The following is a 21973-nucleotide window of genomic DNA, read 5'->3' as shown; positions in this document are numbered from 1 at the left end:
CAAACGTGTTCTACGCGCGTTAACGTCGCATCCAATCCGCGCCGACCAGGTGCGCGTCGACCAAGGAGACCCATGCTCCCGGTTGCCAGGGACGCTGCGGTGAACGAGCAATGCCGCTCCCTGCCCCCGGGCTCTGCGATGTCGGCTCCTATCTGGAGGAATTGATGAACAAGCCCGTTCGGCTGGCGGCGATCGCGGCTCTTGTCGCACTGACCGCATCGGCGTGTGGTTCCAAGCCCGTCTCCACCTCGGGCTCCACCTCTTCCGCGAACGCTGGCGGGAGCTACAAGGCCTGTATGGTCACCGACACCGGCGGCCTGGACGACCACTCGTTCAACCAGGAGTCGTGGGCCGGCATGCAGGATGCCGCCAAGGCCAACTCGAACATCACCGTTCAGAACGCCACCTCGGCGACGGAGAACGACTACGCCAGCAACATCGCCGGCTTCGTCTCCGCCCAGTGCAAGCTGATCGTCACGGTCGGCTTCGCCATGAACGACGCCACGGTCAAGTCCGCCAAGACCAACCCGAGCCAGCACTACGCGATCGTCGACAACACCTCGACCGCGCCGCAGGTCAAGGGCCTGGAGTTCAACACCGCGCAGGGCGCCTTCCTCGGCGGCTACTTCGCGGCCGGCATGACCAAGACCGGCAAGGTCGCCACCTTCGGCGGCGCCAACTACCCGACCGTCACCGTCTACATGGACGGTTTCTGGGAGGGCGTCCAGTACTACAACCAGAAGCACGGCACCCACGTCCAGGTCCTCGGCTGGGACGAGACCACGCAGTCGGGCACCTTCGACCCGACCCAGTCCTTCACCGACCAGGCCGGCGGCAAGCAGATCGCCGCGACCTTCGCCTCCGAGGGCGCCGACATCATCTTCCCGGTCGCCGGCGGCACCGGCATCGGCGCGCTGGCCCAGGCCCAGGCCTCCGGCGGCAAGCTGAACGCCATCTGGGTCGACGACGACGGCTTCTACTCCAACGCCCAGTACGCCCCGGTCATCATGACCTCGGTGACCAAGGGCATCGCCTCCGCCGTGAGCACCGCGGTGCAGGAGTCCGCCAGCGGCCAGTTCTCCGCGACGCCGTACATCGGCACGCTGGCCAACAACGGCACCGGCCTGGCCCCGTACCACGACTTCGCGTCGAAGGTGCCCGCGTCCCTGACCGCCGAGATCGCCACGGTCAAGCAGGACATCATCAATGGCACCATCAAGGTCAAGTCGAAGAACCAGCCGACCGGCTGATTCCGCCACGGTCTGAGCGGGCGCGTGCCTGGTACACGCGCCCGCCTACTGGCGTGTGGGCCCGCCTGCTCGGGCCTGGCGCGTCCGTCAAGTCCTCGATAGCTTCCGCCGATCGACTCTGATGCCCGGCGTGAGGAGTGTGTAACAAGTGCGTCTGGAACTTCGCGGCATCACCAAGCGATTCGGTTCGCTGGTCGCCAACGACCACATCGACCTGACGGTCGAGCCAGGTGAGGTCCACTGTCTGCTCGGTGAGAACGGTGCCGGCAAGTCCACGCTGATGAACGTCCTCTACGGACTCCTTCAGCCCGACGAGGGCGAGATCCTCGTCGACGACGTCCCGAAGACCATCAGCGGTCCGCGCGACGCCATCGCCAACGGCATCGGCATGGTGCACCAGCACTTCATGCTGGTCCCGGTGTTCACCGTCGCCGAGAACGTCGTGCTCGGCGACGAGGTCGAACTCGGCGCCAGCCGCGGCCCGCTGGGGCTGCTCGACCGCCGCCGTGCCCGCAAGGACGTGCGGGAGGTCTCCGAGCGCTACGGCCTCCCGGTCAACCCCGACGCGCTGGTCGAGGACCTGCCGGTCGGCGTCCAGCAGCGTGTCGAGATCGTCAAGGCGCTGGTGCGCAACGCCCAGACGCTGATCCTCGACGAGCCGACCGCCGTGCTCACCCCGCAGGAGATCGACGACCTCTTCGTCGTCATGAACTCGCTGCGCGAGGCGGGCAAGTCGATCGTCTTCATCACCCACAAGCTCAAGGAGGTCAAGGCGATCGCCGACCGGATCACCGTGATCCGGCGCGGTGCGGTCGTCGGCCAGGCCTCGCCCAGCTCCAGCGAGCAGGAGCTGGCCTCGATGATGGTCGGCCGCAGCGTGCAGCTGGTCGTCGACAAGGAGCTGAGCAAGCCGGGTGCTCCGTCCTTCCAGGTCGAGAACCTGACGGTGCTGGACGCCAACGGCCAGGCCGCCGTCGACGACATCTCCTTCACCGTCCACGACGGCGAGATCCTGGGCATCGCCGGGGTCCAGGGCAACGGCCAGTCCGAGCTGGCCGAGGCGATCCTCGGCCTGGTCCCGGCCGCCGCCGGTTCCATCTCGCTGGACGGCAAGCAGCTCAACGGCCGGACGCCGCGTCAGGTGCTGGACGCGGGTGTCGGGTTCATCCCCGAGGACCGTGGCCACGACGGCGTCGTCGGCGAGTTCACCATCGCTGAGAACCTGGTCCTCGACCTCTACAAGTCGGCCCCGTTCGGGCGCGGGCTCTCGATCAACCTGGGCGAGATCGAGAAGAACGCGACGCACCGGATCCAGGAGTTCGACATCCGCCCGGCCGTGGCGCAGCACCCGGCGGGCAAGCTCTCCGGCGGAAACGCGCAGAAGGTCGTGGTGGCACGCGAGTTGTCGCGTCCGCTGCGGCTGCTGGTGGCCTCGCAGCCGACCCGTGGCGTCGACGTCGGCGCGATGGAGTTCATCCACAAGCGCATCGTCGCCGAGCGCGACCAGGGACGGCCGGTCGTGGTGGTCTCCACCGAGCTGGACGAGGTGCTGGCGCTGGCGGACAAGATCGCGGTGATGTACCGGGGCAAGATCGTCGCCACGGTCCCGCCGACCACCTCCCGCGAGGAGATCGGTCTGCTGATGGCGGGTATCACCAACGGCCAGGCGCCGCAGGCCGAGACGGCCACGGGCGAGGCGGCCACGGGCGAGGCGGCCGACACCGGGACGGGGAGCAATGACAGCGCGGCGGACGCCGCACCGACGAACACGGAGGAGGCGGACTCGTGAGCACGCCCGAACCTGAGAAGAACGAGGCCGACGCCGCCAAGGCCGATGCCGCCAAGGCCGCCGCCTCCGCGCAGCCGAACGGAGCGACGCCGACCGCGCCGAAGCCGTCCCGCGACTGGGGCACGGTGATCCGCAACGTCTTCACCGCGGAGAACTCCACGACCGTCACCATCTTGGCCATCGTGCTGGCCCTGGTCGTCGGCGCGATCCTGATCGTGGTGTCCAACACCGACACCATGAACAAGCTCGGCTACTTCTTCGCCGCCCCCGGGGACTTCCTCTCCTCCGCCTGGAACGACATCTCCAGCGCCTACACCTCGCTGTTCAAGGGTGCGATCTTCGACCCGGCGACGGTCTCCGGCACGCCGTCCCAGTTCTTCGGCCCGATCTCGAACACCCTCGAGTACGCGACGCCGCTGATCTTCGGCGGTCTGGCGATCTCGGTGGCGTTCCGGGCCGGGATGTTCAACATCGGCGGCCAGGGCCAGCTGATCATCGGCGCGATCTTCGCCTCCTACGTCGGTTTCTCCTGGACCGATCTGCCGGGTCTGGTGCACATGATCGTCGCGGTCCTCGCGGGCATCGTCGGCGGCATGCTCTACGGCGGGCTGGTCGGCTGGCTCAAGGCCTACCGCGGCGCGCACGAGGTGATCGTCACGATCATGCTCAACTACGTCGCCTTCTTCTTCCTGGGCAGTTGGCTGCTGAACACCTCGGTGTTCCACAACCCGTCGGCGGCGGGCCAGGCGATCTCCAAGCCGGCCAGCCCCAGCGCGGTGCTGCCGCACCTGTTCGGCGACTCGCTCTTCACCGACATCGGCCTGCTCTTCGCGCTGGCCGCGACCTTCGGTGTGGCGTGGTTCTTCAAGCGCAGCAAGCTGGGCTTCGAGGTCCGTGCGGTCGGTCTGCGCCCGAGCGCGGCGCGCACCGCCGGCATCAACGTCAACCGGGTCCAGATCGCCTCGATGCTGATCTCCGGTGGGCTGATGGGCCTGATCGGCGTGACCCAGACCCTCGGTCTGGCCAACCCGAACAACAACTCGCTCAGCCCCAACATCGACGCGGGTCTCGGCTTCACCGCGATCACCGTGGCGCTGCTGGGCCGCACCAAGCCGTGGGGCGTCGTCTGGGCGTCGCTGCTCTTCGGCGCGCTGCAGGCCGGTGGTGCGCTGATGCAGACCCAGGCGCAGGTCTCGATCGAGATCATCACCGTCATGCAGGCCCTGATCGTCATCTTCGTCGCCGCGCCGCAGCTGGTGCAGGAGATCTTCCGGCTCCGGGCCCACAAGATCGACACCGGTGGCAAGGGCGACGAGAACGCGCCCGCCCCCGACCCGTTCCACACGACCGACACCACCAACGTTGCCGGAGGCGAGGCATGAGCACGGCATCCACCGCTACCGGGAACAACAGCACGGGCGGCGACATGCTCTCGCTGGCCGACGCGGCAGCCAAGCGGTCCAAGCTGGTCAGTGGCATCGCAATGGCCGTGATCGGCGCGCTCGGCCTGTGGGGCTTCGGCTTCGGCTCGCGTACCTCGAACGGCGTGCACACGCTGTTCGGTCTGGAGCTCGTCCCCGGCACCGGCAGCCTCAGCCCCATCTCGGCCCCGGCCCAGCCGGTCGCGCTGGCGCTGATGTCGCTGGCCGTCGTCTGCGGCCTGGTCCGGGCGTTCGCGCCGGTGTCGAAGAAGGTCCAGCTCTGGCTGGCCGGCGTCTACTTCGCGGCCTACGTGGTGGCCTTCCTGGTGTGGGCCGCGGCCGGGTCGTCCGTCGGCCTGAACGTTCCGTCGATCATCCAGCAGACCGCGCTCGCCGCGGTGCCGCTGGTGCTCGGTTCGCTCAGCGCGCTGCTGTGCGAGCGCTCCGGCGTCGTCAACATCGCGGTCGAGGGCCAGTTCCTCTTCGGCGCGTTCGCGTCGGTGCTGACCGCGTCCACGACCGGCTCGGTCTGGGCCGGTGCGGTCGCCGGCTGCCTCGGCGGCGCGCTGATGTGCGCGCTGCTGGCCGTCTTCGCCAACCGCTACCTGATCGAGCAGGTCGTCCTCGGCGTCGTGCTCAACCTCCTTGCCTCCGGCGTCACCGGCTTCCTCTACGACCGGCTGATGTCGAGCAACGGCGGCGAGTACAACAAGGGGCTGGGCTTCAACAACATCTCGATCCCTGGGCTGTCGTCCATCCCGATCATCGGCTCGCTGTTCGACGAGAACATCCTGTTCTATGCGGCCTACGTGCTGGTGCCGGTGATCTGGTTCCTGGTCTTCCGCACCCGCTGGGGTCTGCGCACCCGCGCGGTCGGCGAGCACCCGACGGCCGCCGACACCGTCGGCATCAAGGTCATCGGGCTGCGCTACCGCAACGTCATCACGGCGGGTCTGCTGTCCGGTCTCGGCGGTGTCTGGCTGACGCTGGGTCTGGCCAGCCAGTTCGGCAAGGACATGAGCGACGGCAAGGGCTACATCGCCATCGCGGCGCTGATCGTCGGCCGCTGGTCGCCGATCGGCGCGCTGGGCGCGGCGGTGCTGTTCGGCTTCGCCACGGAGATCCAGCTGGCGCTCTCCTCGCTGAGCACACCGATCCCGGGCGCGTTCCTGGCGATGGCGCCGTACCTGGTGACCATCTTCGTCGTCGCGGCGCTGGGCGGCCTCTCCCGTCCGCCGGCGGCGTCCGGCAAGCCGTACATCAAGGGCTGAGGGATTCGCGATGGCGGAGACGAAGGCGGACCTGGTCATCGACTGGGACGAGCTGCGCACGGCCGCCCGGGAGGCGATGGGACGCGCGTACGCGCCGTACTCCCACTTCCCGGTCGGCGCGGCGGCGTTGGTCTCCGACGGCCGGATCGTCAGCGGCTGCAACGTCGAGAACGCGAGCTACGGCCTCGGCCTGTGCGCGGAGTGCGGCCTCGTCTCCGCGCTCCACGCCACCGGCGGCGGGCGGCTGATCGCGTTCACCTGCTGTGACCGCGACGGCAAGCCGTTGATGCCGTGCGGCAGGTGCAGGCAACTGCTGTGGGAGCACGGGGGAGCGGAGCTGATCGTCGAGTCCGTCTCGGGGATCCGGCCGCTGGCCGAGCTGCTGCCCGACGCGTTCGGACCGGAACGACTCTGAGGTAGTTGCACTCTGCCAGGGGCGTGGGGAACTGTTGCGCAACGGGCCGGATCCAGGCGATCCGCTCGGTGGTCAACCCCGACAAGCTCGGCCGTCTGGGGCCGGTGGCCGACGCCTGGGCGCTCAACCGCGAGGCGCAACAGGCCCGTCGAACGGCAGAGGACTAACGGCGGACGAGTAACGGCGGGGGAGTAACGACGGCGGCAGCCGCGCACGGGTGGTGCACGTCCGTGACCTGCGGGATCGTGGGGTCTGGGCGGAATCAGCCCGTGTTGCGACTTCGCGCCTGGTGCAAGCCTTGGTTACGCGCGTAGAGTTGCCGCGTCATCCCCCCGGGTCATCCCCGCACCTCAGGAGCCACCGTGGACGCCATCTCCGTCATCCGCGCGAAGCGCGACCGCGCCGAGCTGACCGATGCTCAGATCGACTGGGTGATCGACGCCTACACCCGCGGCGAGGTCGCCGACGAGCAGATGTCCGCGCTGGCGATGGCGATCCTGCTCAACGGCATGAACATGCGCGAGATCTCCCGCTGGACCGAGGCGATGATCCGCTCCGGCGTCCGGATGGACTTCTCCGCGCTGCCGCTGCCGACCACGGACAAGCACTCCACCGGCGGCGTCGGGGACAAGATCACCCTGCCGCTCGCCCCGCTCGTCGCGGCCTGCGGCGCGGCCGTGCCGCAGCTCTCCGGCCGCGGGCTCGGCCACACCGGCGGCACGCTGGACAAGCTGGAGTCGATCCCCGGCTGGAAGGCGCTCCTGTCCAACGACGAGATGATGCACGTGCTGCGCGAGACCGGCGCGGTGATCTGCGCGGCGGGTGACGGCCTCGCCCCGGCGGACAAGAAGCTCTACGCGCTGCGCGACGTCACCGGCACGGTCGAGGCGATCCCGCTGATCGCCTCCTCGATCATGTCGAAGAAGATCGCCGAGGGCACCGGCGCGCTGGTCCTGGACGTGAAGGTGGGCTCGGGCGCGTTCATGAAGAACCTGGCCGACGCCCAGGAGCTGGCCCGCACCATGGTCGGCCTCGGCAAGGAGGCGGGCGTCAACACCGTCGCGCTGCTGACCGACATGAGCACGCCGCTCGGCCTCACGGCGGGCAACGCGCTGGAGGTGCGCGAGTCGGTCGAGGTGCTGGCGGGCGGCGGCCCGGCGGACGTGGTCGAGCTGACGCTGGCGCTGGCCCGCGAGATGCTGGCCGCCGCGGGCGTGAGTGGCAAGACCGGTACATACAAGGACCCCGAGACCGCCCTCAAGGACGGCTCCGCGATGGACCACTGGCGTCGCATGATCGCCGCTCAGGGCGGCGACCCGGACGCGACGCTGCCGGTCGCCCGCGAGCAGCACGTCGTCACCGCGCCCGCCACCGGCCTGCTCACCGGCCTGGACGCCTACGCCGTCGGCGTCGCCGCCTGGCGGCTGGGTGCCGGTCGTGCGCGCAAGGAGGACCCGGTGCAGGCGGGCGCGGGCGTCGAGATCCACGCCAAGCCGGGCGACAAGGTCACCGCGGGCCAGCCGCTGCTGACCCTCCACACCGACACCCCGGACCGCTTCGCCTACGCCCTGGAGGCGTTGGACGTCGACGGCGCGGTCACCGTCGCGCCGGAGGGCACGGACTTCCGCCCGACCCCGATCATCCTCGACCGGATCGCCTGAGAGCGCGTCCGGCAGGTCAGGTCACGGCCCGTAGGTCAGCAGGACGCTCGTGTCCAGCCGCCACGGGCCGACCTTGACCGTGTCGCCGAAGGCGAAGTGCTCGCGGCTGGCATACCTCGGCTGCGAGTGCACGATGCCGGTGCCGTCGCGGGGGTCGACGATCAGGTAGAGCGGGATCCCCATGGCGGCGTAGTCGCGGACCTTCTCCTCGTAGTCGTTCTCCGGGTTGGACTTGGAGACGACCTCGACCACCAGCAGGATTTCGGAGGGATGGAAAGCCGCGTCCTCCTCCTCGAGTGCTTGCTCGGGGAAGACCATGAGGTCAGGACGTCGAAGCCGACCCAGGCCCTGGTCCTCCAAGTCGGCTCCTCCGTGAGCGATGAAGCCAGGGTGGGTGTCGGGAAGCTGCTCGTTCAGCTGCCGGGCGAGCTTCAGGACCGCCAACTCGTGTCGCTTGACGGGCGACATCATCATGACGATCTCGCCGTGGGCGATTTCCACACGCCCTATCCCGGGTACCTGAGGCAACTGATCCGCGATCGCGCGGAGCCGGGCATATGTGGCGGCGTCCATGCTCATGCACCGAGTGTAACGACGCGTACCCGCTCACTGCCGGGCGTAGACGGCGACGAAGTCGCGGCTGGAGTAGTCGTAGTAGCGGGTGGGCGCGCGGACGAAGTTGACCAGGTTGTGGGGGACCGGGTTCTTGGGGTCGTGGGTGGCATCGTAGGAGATGTAGGACGGCCAGCTCAGGTTGATGTCCAGCATCATCGCCGTCACGGCGCCCGCGCGCTGCAGCATCGTCGCCAGGTCCTGGACGGTCAGCAGCCGCCCGCCGACGTAGACGATGTCGCCGTTGCGGTCGACGCCCACGCCGGAGCGGGCGACCGCCGGGTTGCCGCCGTCGTCGAGGCCCCAGGTGGCGGTCCCGCCGTAGCGGGCGTCGTCGGTGACCTGGCCGTTCAGCACCAGCGGGACCAGGCACTGGCGGACGCCGGTCACGTCCGGGGCCATGGAGACGGTCCGACCCCAGACGCCGACGGTGAGCGAGCCGTCCTTGTGGAAGACCTCGGACGCCGCGCCGTCGCGTAGATAGCCGACGGTCCGCCCGTCGAGGTAGAAGCCGCCGTGCGCGTCGCCGTTGGAGACCTTGAAGCCGCCGTTGTAGGCGGCCACCAGGCCGAGGCGCTCGTTCGGCGTGATCGTCGGCGGCACCGGCCAGGTCCCGCCGGGCTCGGCCACGCCGGGGTGGAGGTCGAAGCGGAGCGCCTTCTGTTTCATCCAGACGACGCCGACCGGGTTGCCGCTGTCGTACGCGGCCCACCGGACCAGCGTGCTCTGGACAACCGGCCGACCGTGCTCGGTGACGAGCGGGGTGAAGACGCCCTCGCCGTGCTGGGCGGGGGAGACCAGCGGTTGGACCGGCGCGTGCATCGGGATCGGTGGGAGCATGGGCGTCCGGGCCGGGGCCGGGTGAACGGCCGTCAGGGTGTGGGCCTCCGCCGCCGTGCCGTTCGAGGCGCAGGTCAGGGTGTGGACGGTGTGCTGGTGCCGGTTGTCGACCAGGTCGACGACGGAGCTGAGACCGTGGCAGCGTCCCCAGAGCACGAGCTTGGTCTCGGTCCCGGCCGGACCGGGCGCGGCCAGCGCGTCCTGCACGCAGTACCCGACGCCGGCGGCGAGGGCCAGGGCCGTGCCCAGGGCCGCCCAGCGGAGCCGCTCGGGGGTGAACGCGTTCTTGCTGATCCTGGGCAGTCGCATGGGGACCTCTTCGCTCGGCGCACAGGTCCGGGGAGACGTACCCCGGCGGGAGCGGCCCGCCGGGAAGTTCACCCACCCGGCGGACCTGTTCCCGCGTCGCTTTGGGCGGGCCTACCCCAGCGCCGCAGCCTGTGTGCGCCTCAGGTGCGCGGCTGAGACGGAGCCGTACGCCGTCACGCCCAGCGCCAGCACCATCGCCGCCAGTGCCACCATGACCGTCGCGTTCCATCCGGCGGCGTGGTACGCGTCCGCGCCGACCGAGCCGCCGAGGCTGTTGCCGAGGTAGTACGCCGCCAGGTAGAGCGCCGAGGCCTGCGCCCGTCCGGTGGTGGCCGTCCTGCCGACCGCCGCCGAGGCGACGCAGTGGCCGGTGAAGAAGCCCGCCGTGATCAGCACCAGGCCGAGCAGGGTCAGCGCCAGCGAGTCGGGCAGGGTCAGCAGTAGGCCGACGGAGGTCGTCCCGGCCGCGACGTACAGCGCGCCGCGTCGGCCCAGCCGGGCGCCCACCCGGGCCGACAGGGCCGAGGCGACCGTGCCGACGAGGTAGACCACGAAGATGGAGCTCGCCAGGGCCTGCGGCAGGTTGAACGGCGCAGCGACCAGCCGGAAGCCGAGCACGGTGTAGACCGCGCCGAAGACGGTCATGAAGAGCAGGCCGAGCGCGAAGAGCCGGGACAGCAGCGGGTTGCGGATGTGTCCGGTGACGGTCCGCCAGAGTGCGCCGGGGTTCACCGGTCCGGGGCGGAAGCACTGCGCCTTCGGGATCAGCACCCGGAACGCGATCGCGCACAGCAGCGACGCGACGGCGACGGCGGCCAGCCCGGCCCGCCACCCGTACGCGCCGGCGACGACGCCGGAGAGCAGCCGGCCGCTCATCCCGCCGATGCTGTTGCCAGCGACGTAGAGGCCCATCGCCGGGGCCAGCGCGGACGGGTGGACCTCCTCGGCGAGGAACGCCATCGCCGTCGCGGGCAGCCCGGCGAGCGCGACGCCCTGCAGACCGCGCAGCGTGGTCAGCACCGCCAGGCTGTCCGTGAACGGCAGCACCAGCGCGATCACCACCGCGGCGAAGACGGAGGCGGTCATGATCCGCGTCCGGCCGAAGCGCTCGGAGAGCGCGCTGATCGGGATCACCGCGAGCGCGAGCCCGATGGAGGCAGCCGAGACGGTCCAGCTGGCCTGCCCGGGCGTCAGGTGGAGGCCCTGGGAGAGGGAGGGGAGCAGGGCCTGGGTCGAGTAGAGCAGCAGGAAGGTGGCCAGACCCGCTCCGAAGAGCGCCAGCTGGGTGCGGCGCAGTCCGGGGGAGCCGGGCAGATGGCGCAGGTCGGCGTCGGGAAGGTCGAGGTTGGGGAGGGCGGGGAGGGTGGTGCTGCTGGCTGGGGCTGCTTCCGCTGGCATGCTTCGAAACTAGGTCCGGGGCATTGATGCGTCCAATACATCAATGAGCGAGTATCCATACCATGAGGCATCATCGCAGCTTGGAGCCCGCATCCCTCCCAGCGGAACTGGCCGCGCTGTCGCCCAGATCACCTGCCGCGCTGCTCTCCCCGCTGCTGGCGCAGTTCGCGGCGGTCGCCCGGCAGGAGCACGTGACCCGGGCGGCGGCGGAGCTGGGCATGCCCCAGCCGACGCTGAGCCGGGCCGTGGCCCGGCTGGAGTCCGAGCTGGGCGTCGCGCTGCTCTCCCGCGAGGGACGCGCGGTCCGGCTGACCCGCGCCGGACGGGTCTTCCTCGCCTCGGTGGAACGGGCGTTGGCCGAGCTGGAGCGGGGCGTGGACGCCGCCCGCGCCGAGGCGGACCCGATGGGCGGCCGGGTCGCCTTCGGCTTCCTGCACACCATGGGGACGGAGGCGGTGCCGATGCTGCTGCGCGGCTTCCGTGCGGAGTTCCCCCGGGTGCGGTTCCAGCTGGTGCAGGACTACGGCGAGGCGATGCTGGACCGGTTGCGCGAAGGGGAGTTGGACCTGTGCCTGCTCTCGCCGCGCCCGGAGGACCCGGATCTGACGTCGCGTCGGATGGGGGAGCAGCGGCTGCGCCTGGTCGTCCCGGCGGACCACCCCCTGGCCGGACGCCGCCGGGTGCGGCTGGAGGAGTTCGCCGAGGACACCTTCGTCACCCTGGTCCCGGGCTACGGGATGCGCAGGATCACCGACAGCCTGTGGGCGGAGGCCGGGTTCACGCCACGCATCTCGTTCGAGGGCGAGGAGGCGGAGACGCTGCGCGGCCTGGTGGCCGCGGGCCTCGGCGTCGCGGTGCTGCCGCCGTCGTCGGTGCCGCGCGCGGACGTGGTGGAGCTGGCCCTGACCTCCGCCGCGGCCCGCCGCGAACTGGCCCTGGCCTGGTCGTCGGTCCGCCCGCTCCCGCCTCCTGCCGAGGCCTTCCGCGACTACGTGCTCTCCGAGAAGGACCATCTGCCGCTGCACAGTTGACCTGCTCCCCGGATGTGATCGTTCGGTGTGCAGGCCGCGACCGCTGCGACCGGCCTGTATGACGCCTCGCTACGATGCGCACGGGCGTGCGAGGAATGCGTATGGCGACCGGGGGGGCCGCGCACGTCTGTCGGTGTGTCATGACTCCCGGTTGAGCTTCGAGGAGAAGGCACCCGTGAGTTACCCGCCCTATGGCAGCGGCCCCGGGGGCAACGCGCCCCAGCCGAACAACCCGTACCAGAGCGGCTTCCCGCCGCAGGGGCAGCCTCCGCAGCAGTCGCAGCAGCAGCCGAACCCGTACAACCAGGGCCCGGCTGCGCCGCAGTCGCCCTACGGCGGGCAGCCCGCATACGGCGGCCAGCCCGCTTACGGCGGCCAGCCCGCTTACGGCGGTCAGCCGCCGTACGGTGGTGGGCAGCCGCCCTTCGGTGGCGGGCCGGGCATACCCGGCGGCGGAGTCGGTGGCTCCGGAGGCTCGGGCGGTGGCGGACCGAAGCGCTCGAAGAAGAAGCTGCTGATCACGGTGGGCATCGTGCTCGTCGTGCTGGTCGGCGGCGGCACGGCGGTCATGGCCGCCGTCGGCAAGAGCAACGCGGTCAGCACCTCGTCAGCGGGCGGGAGCAGTTGGGCTCCGCCGGCGTGGGCCACAAAGGCGAACGACATCGGCGCGGCCGATCCCAAGACCAAGGTCCAGGGCACGGTCTGGTTTGCGAAGAAAGACCCGAACAGCCTGGCCGAGTACGCCGAGAGTGTCGCCACTCCTGGATCACCGGACTATCACAAGTATCTGACTCCAGATCAGTTCTCCTCGAACTTCACCAACGCGACGGACGCCGGCACCGCCGTCGAGGACTGGGTCCAGCAGGCCGGGATGACGATCGTCTCGCAGGACGACCAGTCCGTCGTCGTCTCCACGACCTTGGGTGAGGTCGAGTCCACGCTCAAGGTCCAGGTCGACAAGTTCAAGCACGACGGCCGAGTGGACATCGCGCCCACCGGTCAGCCGCAGTACCCGTCCGACGTCAGCCAGTACGTCGCCAGCGTCACCGGTCTGACCACCTCCTCGCCGGTCTTCAGCGACTTCGTCGCCCAGTCCGGGGCGACTGCTCCCAAGAAGAAGGGCAAGCATGTCGCGGCGGCAGCAGGCAAGTACGCGCCCGCTGATGCCAGCGGCTTCAGCTCGCAGTACTGCAGTGTCTACTGGGGGCAGAAGCACTGGAACGATGCCCCGCCCGGCCCGGGTGGGCCACTGCCGATGCGGATGTGCGGTTACACCCCCGACCAACTGCGGCACGCCTACGGTGTGGCACAGAGCGGTCTGACCGGCAAGGGCGTCACGGTTGCAGTGGTGGACGCCTTCGCCTCGCCCACCATCGTGCAGGACCTCGCCCAGTACGACCAGCAGATGGGCCTGCCCCAGTTCGCGCCCGGCCAGTTCACGCAGGTGTCGCCTGCCGGGGGCTTCGACCCCAGCAGCACTCCTTCGGACGTGGAGAACTGGGCGGGTGAGGAGACGATGGACATCGAGGCCATCCACACCATGGCCCCGGACGCGAAGATCGTCTACTACGGAGCGCGCGCGGACACCGACTCCGACTTCGACAATGCGCTCGAGGATGTCGTCGCCAAGCACACCGCCAACATTGTCAGTTGCTCCTGGGGCGGCCCCGAAGCCGACAACCCACAGGAGGAATACCAGGCCGAGACCCAGATCTTCCAGCAGGGTGCCGCGGAGGGGATCGGCTTCAACTTCTCCAGCGCCGATAACGGGGACTACACGAAGTTCGCATCCGAGGCCTCCGGCAGCGCCGACCAGACCACGACCCCGGCGGTCGCCTACCCGGCCTCCAACCCGTTCGTCACCGGGGTCGGCGGAACGAGTCTCGGCATCGGCGCCAACGGCAGTTACTCCTGGGAGACCGGCTGGGGCAACTGGTACCAGCCCGTTTCCGGAAACAGCTGGGCTGCGCCCACCACCTTCATCGGCGGTGCCGGCGGCGGCAACAGCAACGTCTTCCCGGAGCCCCCGTATCAGAAGGGCGTCGTCCCGAGCTCCCTGACCACCGTGTCCACCGGCACTGCGAACCGGGAGGTGCCCGACGTCAGCATGGACGCGGACTGGGACACGGGCATCTTGATGGGCCAGACCGTAAACGGCACGATCAGCGTTGATCCCAGTTCGAGCGGGTCGGGGGGTGCAACCTTCAGCGAGAGCGGCGGCAAGTACGTTGCCTACGAGTCCGGCGGCACCAGCCTGGCCGCCCCGATGTTCTCCGGGGTCGAGGCGGATGCCCAGCAGGCGGCGGGCGGGGTGCCGGTCGGTTTCGCCGATCCCGCGCTCTACAAGATGGCCGGAACGCCTGCGCTCCACGACGTCGCCGGGGTGCCTGCCGCACTTGGACATGAGCCGGCTCAGGAGGGTTGGGACCAGAATCAGCTTCCCGAGATGATCACCATGGACTCGGACACAACGCTGAAGACCGCAGTCGGCTACGACGACATCACTGGCAACGGCAGCCCCGCGCCGGGCTTCCTGACCTGGTTCAAGGATCACCCGAACGGCTGAGCGGAAGCGCTACTTGTACGGAGGGTGCCCAGGGGTCGGGTCGTGCCGGCTGACCTGGGCGCCCTCGCCGTTTCCGGGGTGCGCGGCGGTGAACTTCGGAGTTGCATCTACGCGCGTAGGGGCTACCATCGGCAGATGGTGACCCAGACGCCCCCCAGCCCTCTTGCCACGCCTGAGCAGATCCGCCGCGCACCCAAGGTCGTCCTGCACGATCATCTCGACGGTGGCCTGCGCCCGCAGACGATCATCGAGCTCGCCGACGCCGTCGGATACGACGCTCTCCCCGAGCGGGACCTGGCCAAGCTCGGCCAGTGGTTCCGTGACGCGGCCGACTCCGGCTCGCTGGAGCGGTACCTGGAGACCTTCGCCCACACCTGCGCCGTGATGCAGACCCGCGAGGCGCTGATCCGCGTCGCCTCCGACTGCGCCGAGGACCTGGCGGCCGACGGCGTCGTCTACGCCGAGGTGCGGTACGCGCCGGAGCAGCACCTGGAGCGCGGGCTGACCCTCGACGAGGTGGTCGAGGCCGTCAACGAGGGCTTCCGCCTCGGTGAGGAGCGCGCCCGCGAGAACGGCGGCCGGATCAAGGTCGGCACCCTGCTCACCGCCATGCGCCACGCTGCCCGCTCCCGCGAGATCGCCGAGCTGGCCAACCGCTACCGCGACCACGGCGTCGTCGGCTTCGACATCGCCGGCGCCGAGGCCGGTCACCCGCCGACCCGGCACCTGGACGCGTTCGAGTACCTGGCGGGCGAGAACAACCACTTCACCATCCACGCCGGTGAGGCTTTCGGTCTGCCCTCCATCTGGGAGGCGATCCAGTGCTGCGGCGCCGACCGTCTCGGTCACGGCGTCCGCATCATCGACGACATCACCGTCAAGGACGACGGGCAGGTCGAGCTCGGCCGACTCGCCTCCTACGTCCGCGACAAGCGGATCCCGCTGGAGATGTGCCCCACCTCCAACCTGCAGACCGGCGCGGCCAGCTCCTACGCCCACCACCCGATCGGCCTGCTGCGCCGCCTCCACTTCCGCGTCACCGTCAACACGGACAACCGGCTGATGAGCGGCACCAGCATGAGCCAGGAGTTCCAGCACCTGGTGGACGCCTTCGGCTACACCCTGGACGACCTGCAGTGGTTCACCGTCAACGCGATGAAGAGCGCGTTCATCCCCTTCGACGAGCGACTGGCCATGATCAACGAGGTGATCAAGCCGGGATATGCCGCGCTCAAGGCGGAGTGGCTCTTCGTCTGAGGTCTCCTCGGCTCTCCTGAGCACCTCTGGTTCCTCACTCTTTCGAGGGATGCGGGATTTGGGGTGCGCCGCGCCTGCTGGATACGTTGGGCGGCCAGTCGGGCACCGGGAGTGACTGTCGGCGCTCGGCGGCACACGACGCAGACGACAGGACACGAGGAGACCGCTCATGAAGAAGGCCACGTTGCAGGTAGCGGGCACGACCCTGCTCGGCGCCGCGGTTGTCGCGGCCGTCGCCGGTCCGGCCGCGGCGGACCCGGTCGGCGGCGCGGCGCCGCAGCTCGGCTCGCTGACCAGCGGAGCCTCGTCGCTGACCGCTCCCAACGGCGGTCTGTCGAGCGTGACCTCGACGGCCCAGGGCCTGATCAACAACACCGCGCCGACGGTCCAGGGCGCGACGTCCTCGCTGCCGACGTCCTCCCTGCCGATCGCCACGCGCTCGATGCCGGAGCAGCGCGCGGCGGCGCCCGCGCCCCTGGGCGGCGGCCTGCCGGGCACCGACCAGTTGACGGGCGGCGTCGGCAAGGCCCTCGGCGCGCTGCACGGCCTGCCGATCCAGGCCCCGGCCATCAGCTGACGTACCGACAGTTGCTCCTTGGCCGGGCCGGGCCGGACTGGACCGGATCGGTCCGGCCAGGCGTGTCGACGTCGGCTCAGGGCCTGTCGGCTCACTGGCACCGTCGGCTCAGGGGTTCAGTCGGAGGGGAGCAGCAGCCACAGGGCCAGGTAGACGACGAACTGCGGCCCGGGCAGCAGGCAGGACAGCACGAACAGCACACGGACGGTGAGCGGGCTCAGCCCGAAGCGACGGGCGATTCCCGCGCAGACGCCGCCGAGCATGCGGTCGCCGCGGGGACGAGCGAGGGTGGCGGTCGCGGACATGGGATCACTCCTGAGGATCGGGCCCGGGCGGGTGTTTCTCCCGTTGTCCCGGGCTTCGTTTCGATACCTCAAGCCTCCCGTGCGGGAAGCCCCGTCGCGTCAGCCCCGCCGATGATCCGAACCCTGCCCGAACCCGTGCTCCGGAGGGACCTGACCTCAGGGGTTTTCTCAGGGGCGCTCTCGGGGGCGTGCTCAGGGCTGCCTCCGAGCCCCAGGCCGGAGGAGGCAGCGCGCCGTCGCAGCCAGGCCCGTCCGGCCGGGACCACGGCCAGGTGCGCCAGCGCGATTCCCAGCATGGCCAGCACGATGTCGTCGACGTTCGGCATCTTCAGACCGAGCGTGGTCTGCACGACCTCGATGGCGGTGGCGATCAGAATGCCCGTCAGCAGGGTCCGGGCGAACGAGCCGAACGCGGGCGCGTCCCGCCGTCCACCGGCGAGCGGCAGGAGCACGCCGAGCGGCGCGAGTGCGAGGACGCCGCGCAGCAGCTCCAGATAGGCCTGCGTGGTTCCGGCCGCGAGCTCCACCTTGACCGAGGCGAGCGGCGTCAGGTTGGTGTCGGCCACCCACGGGGTCGGCGTGGTGTGGACGGTGACCCAGAGCAGCACGCCCAGATGCACCGTCAGCAGCAGGAGTCCGAGCCGCCGTGCGCCCTGGTGTACGTCCACGGCTCCAAGGACGCGGTGGTGGCGCGGGTGGTTGCGCAGCGGTCAGCCGTGTGGCCCCCGTCACGCGCGAGGTGCAGTTGCCCCTCCGCGCCCCTGGGGGTGCGACTACCTGTTTCACGGTGCCTGACTGCCGTCCGCCGACGGCGAGAGGCTCAGGCAGGAGTCCAGCGACTCCGTGCTCTGGCTCGCGCTCGGCGTCGGGCTCGGTGCGGTCGTCTGCTGCGCCGCCGACGCCGCCGACGCCGCCTCCCCCGGCGGTGCCGTGGCATCGAGGCCCGGGATCAGGGCCAGCCAGGCAGAGGGGCTGGCCGACGCGGGGACCAGGAAGCTGGGGGCCGCCGGTTGTTCGGGCCCGTTCGAGGCACCGGGGGTCGGTGGGCAGGCGGTTCGGGACGCGGGCAGGCCCGCGTCGACCGGTACGGCGGTGCTGCGGATGCCGCAGCCGGTCAGCGCGAGCGCGGCGACCAGGCCGAGGACCACCGCCGCCCCCGTGCGTCGCGTCCGAGTGCTACCGCGGAGCTCCAGGCGTCGTTTCACTTCGCGTCGTCGCCTTCCTGCGTCGGCGGAGGGGTCATCGGCAGGCGCAGGGTGAAGACCGCGCCGACGCCGTCGACCGCGTTGGCCGCCGAGATCGTGCCGCCGTGGATACGGGCGTTCTCCATGGCGATGGACAGTCCGAGGCCGCTGCCCTCGGAGCGGCGGCGCGAGGCGTCCGCCTTGAAGAAGCGGTCGAAGACGTGCGGCAGCACGTCCTCGGGGATGCCGGGACCGCCGTCGGCGACCTCGACGACCAGCTCGTCGGCGACCTCGTCGACCCGGGTCCGCACCCGGACCGGCGAACCGCCGTGCTTGAGCGCGTTGCCGATCAGGTTGGCCAGCACCACGTCGATCCGGCGCGGGTCCACCGGGACCATGATGCCGCGCGGCGCGTCCAGTTCGACGGCGTCCAGCCAGGCGCGGGCGTCGATGGTGGAGGTGATCAGGTCGGCGATGTCGACCTCGTCGCGGACCACCTTCGCGGTGCCCGCGTCAAAGCGGGTGACCTCCATCAGGTTCTCCACCAGCTCGGTCAACCGCCGCGTCTCGCTGACGACCAGGCGGACGGCCGGCTCGATCATGGGGTCCAGCGAGTCGGCCTCGTCCTCCAGGATGTCGGTGACGGCCGTCATCGCGGTCAGCGGTGTGCGCAGCTCGTGCGACATGTCGGCGACGAACCGGCGGCTGGCGTGCTCGCGGGCGCTGAGGTCGGCGACCTGCTCCTCCAGTGCCGCGGCGGTGTGGTTGAACGTGCGCGAGAGCTCCGCCAGCTCGTCCTGGCCGGTCACGTCGAGGCGGGCGGCCAGATTGCCCCTGCCGAGCTGTCGCGCCGCCTCGGCCAGCCGGGCCACCGGCCGCAGCACCGTCGCCGCGGCCGCCTGCGCCAGTAGCGCCGCGCCGACCAGGGCCAGCAGGGTGGCGATGCCGAGCGACCAGGCCAGCGAGTCCATGTCGCGGCGCTCGTCGTCCAGCGACTTGAACATGTAGGCGGTCGGTCCGTCGGGCAGCACCCTGGTGCCGCCGATCAGGTAGGGGACGCCGTCGATGCTGACCCGCTGCCAGAACAGGTGGTACTGGTTCGGCGCGGTGGTGCACCGCACGCAGGGTGTGTCGACCTGCTGCTGCAGCGCGGTCGGCACGGTCGTCGGGGAGAACTGCGGGTTCGAGCTGACGGCGCAGCTCGGCGAGGTGAGCAGCACGTCGTAGCGGAGGCCGGTGGCGGCCACCGCGTCGGCGGTGTACTGCAGCTGCGCGCAGTTCGGGTCCAGCGGCAGCGCGGTGATGTTGCGGTCCAGCGACGCCCGGAAGTCCGCCAGCGCGGTGTCCTGGGTGCGCTTGAGCACGGCGTCCCGGTTGAGCCAGTACGCGATGCCGGACGACGACACCGCTGCGGCCAGGGCGACCAGGGCGAAGACGGCGACCATCCGTATCCGCAGCGAGGTCAGCCGGAGGCGCCGGGCCAGCCAGCTCGCGCGCGGATGCGCGGGACGCGGCTCGTCGCCGGTCCCGGTGCGGGTGCCGGTCGTGGTCCCGGTACCGGTTCTGGACCCGGCACGGCCGCTGCCGCGCTCGGAGGGCCCGGAATGCCCGGACCGCCCGGTCTGCTCGGACTGGTCAGGTGGCTCAGGGTGCCGGGTGTGCTCGTCGCTGGTGCTCATCGTCACGCGGGAACGTCCAGGCGGTAGCCCACGCCGCGCACCGTGCGGATCAGCGTCGGGGCGGACGGGACGTCCTCGACCTTGGCGCGCAGCCGCTGGACGCAGGCGTCGACCAGGCGGGAGTCGCCCAGGTAGTCGTGCTCCCAGACCAGTCGCAGCAGCTGCTGGCGCGAGAGCGCCTGGCCGGGACGACGGCTGAGCTCCAGCAGCAGCCGCAGTTCGGTCGGGGTCAGCTGGAGTTCGGAGCCGGCCTTGGTGACGATCATCGCGTTGCGGTCGATGACCACGTCGCCGAAGGCCGCCGAGTCCGAGCTCTCCCGCTCGCCACGCCGCAGTACCGCCCGGATCCGGGCGTCCAGCACCCTCGGCTGGACCGGCTTGACGACGTAGTCGTCCGCGCCCGACTCCAGGCCGACGACCACGTCGATGTCGTCCGAGCGCGCGGTCAGCAGGATGATCGGCAGCTGGTCGGTGCGACGGATGCGCCGGCACACCTCGAAGCCGTCGATGCCGGGCAGCATCACGTCCAGCACGATCAGGTCCGGTCGCTGCTCCTTGAACAGGCGCAGCCCGTCCTCGCCGGACGCGGCGGCCGAGATGCGGTGGCCTTGCCGGGTCAGCGCGAGTTCGAGACCGGTGCGGATCGCATCGTCGTCCTCGATGAGCAACAGGTGAGACACGCGGTTCATTGTGGCCTACCGGACGGGGGTGGATCGAGCCTGTGCGAGGAGGCTCCCGGCCGCTCCGTCCCGGAACAGGACCTTCGACCCGTGCTCTGTTGCACGCCTGTGACAGTCGGCGGACAGCGCGATGACGACCCCTTGGCAGGATTTTCGGTGTCGGGAGGAACACCGGGGGCCCGACACCGCAACGGACGCACCACTGGACACCGAGGGAGCACACGATGAACGCAGTCATCGAGGCCCACGCCGACAAGGCCGCCGCGACCCTGCCTCAGCCGCTGTACGCGCTCCGCTCTGTTCCTGGTGTCGGACGCCAGGGAGCCGCGAACGGTTCCACGGGTCACACCGACCCGTTCGAAGCGGCCTCCAGCCGCACCGACGAGTTCACCGCCTACGTGCAGGAGCGCCGAGCCTCCCTCTACGCGACGGCCTACCACCTGACCGGTGACCGCTTCGCCGCCGAGGACCTGCTGCAGAGCGCGCTCTTCAGCACCTACCGGGCCTGGGACCGGATCTCCGACAAGGCCGCGGTCGGCGGCTACATGCGCCGCACCATGACCAACCTGCACATCTCGGCCTGGCGCCGGCGCAAGGTCAACGAGTACCCGACCGAGGAGATGCCGGAGCCCGCGGGCTTCGCCGACACCGACGCGATGGGCGGCACCGAGCTCCGCGCCGTGCTGTGGCAGGCGCTGGCGAAGCTGCCGGAGAACCAGCGCACCATGCTGGTCCTGCGGTACTACGAGGGCAAGACGGACCCGGAGATCGCCGACGTGCTGGGGATCAGCGTCGGCACGGTCAAGAGCAGCATCTGGCGCGCGCTGCGTCGCCTCCGCGAGGACGAGAGCCTGGCCGCCGCAGACGGTGACCTGGGCCACGCCTTCGGCGAGCTGGTCGCCTGAGAGAGCTTTTCTGAGGGGGGGTGCTGCGGGTACGGGGGTAGCCCGCAGCGGCAAAAGGCCTGGAATCGGCGTTGGGGGACGCCGGGTCCAGGCCTTTTGCCGTGTGCCGGGCTTTCTGTGTCCTACGGCTTTGTCCCACGCGGCTTTGTCCTGCGCGGCTGCGTCCTACGCCGCCGTGGGCTGGACCGGTAGCGCCTCGCGCCCCTTGGCGCTGACGCGCTGCAGCGCCTCGCGGCCGTTGCACGGAACCGCGCCGAGATCCTTCTGCCGCGTGACGACCGCGCGCTCCGCGCGCATCAGGCGGTAACCGCGACGGAGCAGGTACGGGACGGACTTCCGCGCCTCGCGGACGTCGCGGAGGAAGCGGCGGTACGCCGTGGTCAGCGCGTGGTTGCGCAGGCAGATCGCGTCGGCGAGCAGCCCCTCCGCCTCGCAGGCGCGGACGATCTCCGCGGCGAAGATGCCCTCGGCGAGGAAGACAGGAGAGTCGATCGTCAGCGTGCGCGCGTCGACGCGGCCGTTCGCCGGGATCGAGTAGACGGGGACCTCGGTCGTGCCGGTCCCGCACAGCGCGCGGATCGCCGCGACCGCCTGGTCGAAGTGCCAGGACCGCGGGTCGTCCCAGTCGACGCTGTCGTCATGGAGCCGGGGCAGGGTCGGGTCGTCGCCGTCCTTGTAGAAGTCGTCGAGCTGGAGCACCGGGAGACCGGCGCGCTCGGCCAGCGTGGACTTGCCGGAACCGGACGGGCCGCAGAGCAGGATGACGCGGGCCGGAGAAGGGTTCACGGAAGAGGTAGCCACGGGACACCAGTGTGACATCCGC

The 21973-nt window shown here is 70.4% G+C and carries 20 protein-coding genes and 1 pseudogene; 12 read left to right on the top strand and 9 right to left on the bottom strand.

Translation table 11 applies throughout. The features are described 5' to 3' along the window. The first annotated feature begins 164 nt into the window (after positions 1-164). The 7 genes and pseudogenes from ABH928_RS26815 (at position 165) to ABH928_RS26785 (ending at position 7807) form a co-directional block, all read left to right on the top strand. Complete coding sequence (locus tag ABH928_RS26815) at positions 165-1250, top strand: BMP family protein (RefSeq protein ID WP_370070954.1); 1086 nt, start codon at positions 165-167, stop codon at positions 1248-1250. Positions 1251-1398: 148 nt separating this feature from the next. Next, entirely contained in the window at positions 1399-3039 is a 1641-nt protein-coding gene (locus ABH928_RS26810; RefSeq protein ID WP_370070952.1) for an ABC transporter ATP-binding protein, read from the top strand. Further along, on the top strand, positions 3036-4421 hold the full coding sequence (locus ABH928_RS26805; RefSeq protein WP_370070950.1) for an ABC transporter permease: 1386 nt from the start codon (positions 3036-3038) through the stop codon (positions 4419-4421). The genes ABH928_RS26810 and ABH928_RS26805 overlap by 4 nt, the downstream gene beginning before the upstream one ends. Continuing rightward, positions 4418-5731, top strand: coding sequence for an ABC transporter permease (locus ABH928_RS26800; protein ID WP_370070948.1), 1314 nt, complete (start codon positions 4418-4420; stop codon positions 5729-5731). The genes ABH928_RS26805 and ABH928_RS26800 overlap by 4 nt, the downstream gene beginning before the upstream one ends. 10 nt (positions 5732-5741) lie before the next feature. Beyond that, positions 5742-6146 (top strand): cytidine deaminase, encoded by a 405-nt coding sequence (locus ABH928_RS26795; RefSeq protein WP_370070946.1) that lies wholly within the window; start codon positions 5742-5744, stop codon positions 6144-6146. A gap of 44 nt (positions 6147-6190) precedes the next feature. Next, a pseudogene (locus tag ABH928_RS26790) lies at positions 6191-6313 on the top strand (RNA polymerase subunit sigma-24); the annotation flags it as partial. Positions 6314-6508: 195 nt separating this feature from the next. Continuing rightward, a complete protein-coding gene (locus tag ABH928_RS26785; RefSeq protein ID WP_370070944.1) occupies positions 6509-7807 on the top strand; it encodes a thymidine phosphorylase in 1299 nt (432 codons plus the stop codon). 21 nt (positions 7808-7828) lie between these two features. Here ABH928_RS26785 and ABH928_RS26780 read toward each other — a convergent pair whose 3' ends face one another. The 3 genes from ABH928_RS26780 to ABH928_RS26770 all read right to left on the bottom strand — a co-directional run bounded on the left by ABH928_RS26780 (position 7829) and on the right by ABH928_RS26770 (position 10966). Then, positions 7829-8386 (bottom strand): Uma2 family endonuclease, encoded by a 558-nt coding sequence (locus ABH928_RS26780; RefSeq protein WP_370070942.1) that lies wholly within the window; start codon positions 8384-8386, stop codon positions 7829-7831. A 27-nt stretch (positions 8387-8413) separates the two neighbouring features. Next, positions 8414-9568 carry a phosphodiester glycosidase family protein gene (locus ABH928_RS26775; RefSeq protein ID WP_370070940.1) on the bottom strand — a complete coding sequence of 385 codons (1155 nt, stop codon included), beginning with the start codon at positions 9566-9568 and terminating at the stop codon, positions 8414-8416. 111 nt (positions 9569-9679) lie between these two features. After that, on the bottom strand, positions 9680-10966 hold the full coding sequence (locus ABH928_RS26770; RefSeq protein ID WP_370070938.1) for an MFS transporter: 1287 nt from the start codon (positions 10964-10966) through the stop codon (positions 9680-9682). A 62-nt stretch (positions 10967-11028) separates the two neighbouring features. Between ABH928_RS26770 and ABH928_RS26765 the strand changes: the two genes are divergently transcribed. From ABH928_RS26765 to ABH928_RS26750, 4 genes are all read left to right on the top strand, one after another. Next, positions 11029-11997, top strand: a complete 969-nt coding sequence (locus ABH928_RS26765) for a LysR family transcriptional regulator (protein ID WP_370070936.1) — start codon at positions 11029-11031, stop codon at positions 11995-11997. Positions 11998-12172: 175 nt separating this feature from the next. After that, a complete protein-coding gene (locus tag ABH928_RS26760; RefSeq protein WP_370070934.1) occupies positions 12173-14563 on the top strand; it encodes a protease pro-enzyme activation domain-containing protein in 2391 nt (796 codons plus the stop codon). Between the two features lie 135 nt (positions 14564-14698). Next, entirely contained in the window at positions 14699-15820 is a 1122-nt protein-coding gene (locus ABH928_RS26755; RefSeq protein WP_370070932.1) for an adenosine deaminase, read from the top strand. A gap of 169 nt (positions 15821-15989) precedes the next feature. Continuing rightward, complete coding sequence (locus ABH928_RS26750) at positions 15990-16397, top strand: hypothetical protein (RefSeq protein ID WP_370070930.1); 408 nt, start codon at positions 15990-15992, stop codon at positions 16395-16397. A gap of 116 nt (positions 16398-16513) precedes the next feature. On the opposite strand, the gene ABH928_RS26745 is transcribed toward ABH928_RS26750, so the two are convergent. The 5 genes from ABH928_RS26745 to ABH928_RS26725 form a co-directional block, all read right to left on the bottom strand. Next, positions 16514-16702 carry a PspC domain-containing protein gene (locus ABH928_RS26745; RefSeq protein ID WP_370070928.1) on the bottom strand — a complete coding sequence of 63 codons (189 nt, stop codon included), beginning with the start codon at positions 16700-16702 and terminating at the stop codon, positions 16514-16516. Positions 16703-16770: 68 nt separating this feature from the next. Further along, positions 16771-17370 (bottom strand): VanZ family protein, encoded by a 600-nt coding sequence (locus tag ABH928_RS26740; protein ID WP_370070926.1) that lies wholly within the window; start codon positions 17368-17370, stop codon positions 16771-16773. A 114-nt stretch (positions 17371-17484) separates the two neighbouring features. Further along, positions 17485-17907 (bottom strand): hypothetical protein, encoded by a 423-nt coding sequence (locus tag ABH928_RS26735; RefSeq protein WP_370070924.1) that lies wholly within the window; start codon positions 17905-17907, stop codon positions 17485-17487. Next, positions 17904-19331, bottom strand: coding sequence for a sensor histidine kinase (locus ABH928_RS26730; RefSeq protein WP_370071055.1), 1428 nt, complete (start codon positions 19329-19331; stop codon positions 17904-17906). Before ABH928_RS26730 ends, ABH928_RS26735 begins: the two co-directional genes overlap by 4 nt. Before the next feature lie 236 nt (positions 19332-19567). Next, positions 19568-20245 (bottom strand): response regulator, encoded by a 678-nt coding sequence (locus ABH928_RS26725; RefSeq protein WP_370070922.1) that lies wholly within the window; start codon positions 20243-20245, stop codon positions 19568-19570. A 224-nt stretch (positions 20246-20469) separates the two neighbouring features. On the opposite strand from ABH928_RS26725, the gene ABH928_RS26720 reads away from it, so the two are divergent. After that, the gene (locus ABH928_RS26720; protein WP_370070920.1) at positions 20470-21150 is read left to right on the top strand and encodes a SigE family RNA polymerase sigma factor; all 681 of its coding nucleotides are present in this window, start codon (positions 20470-20472) and stop codon (positions 21148-21150) included. Between the two features lie 165 nt (positions 21151-21315). Here ABH928_RS26720 and ABH928_RS26715 read toward each other — a convergent pair whose 3' ends face one another. Next, complete coding sequence (locus tag ABH928_RS26715; protein WP_370070918.1) at positions 21316-21951, bottom strand: uridine kinase; 636 nt, start codon at positions 21949-21951, stop codon at positions 21316-21318. Positions 21952-21973: the final 22 nt, after the last annotated feature.

This window comes from Streptacidiphilus sp. MAP5-3 (assembly GCF_041262505.1).
Classification (GTDB): domain Bacteria; phylum Actinomycetota; class Actinomycetes; order Streptomycetales; family Streptomycetaceae; genus Streptacidiphilus.
This window is presented reverse-complemented; position numbering and strand designations above follow the sequence as displayed.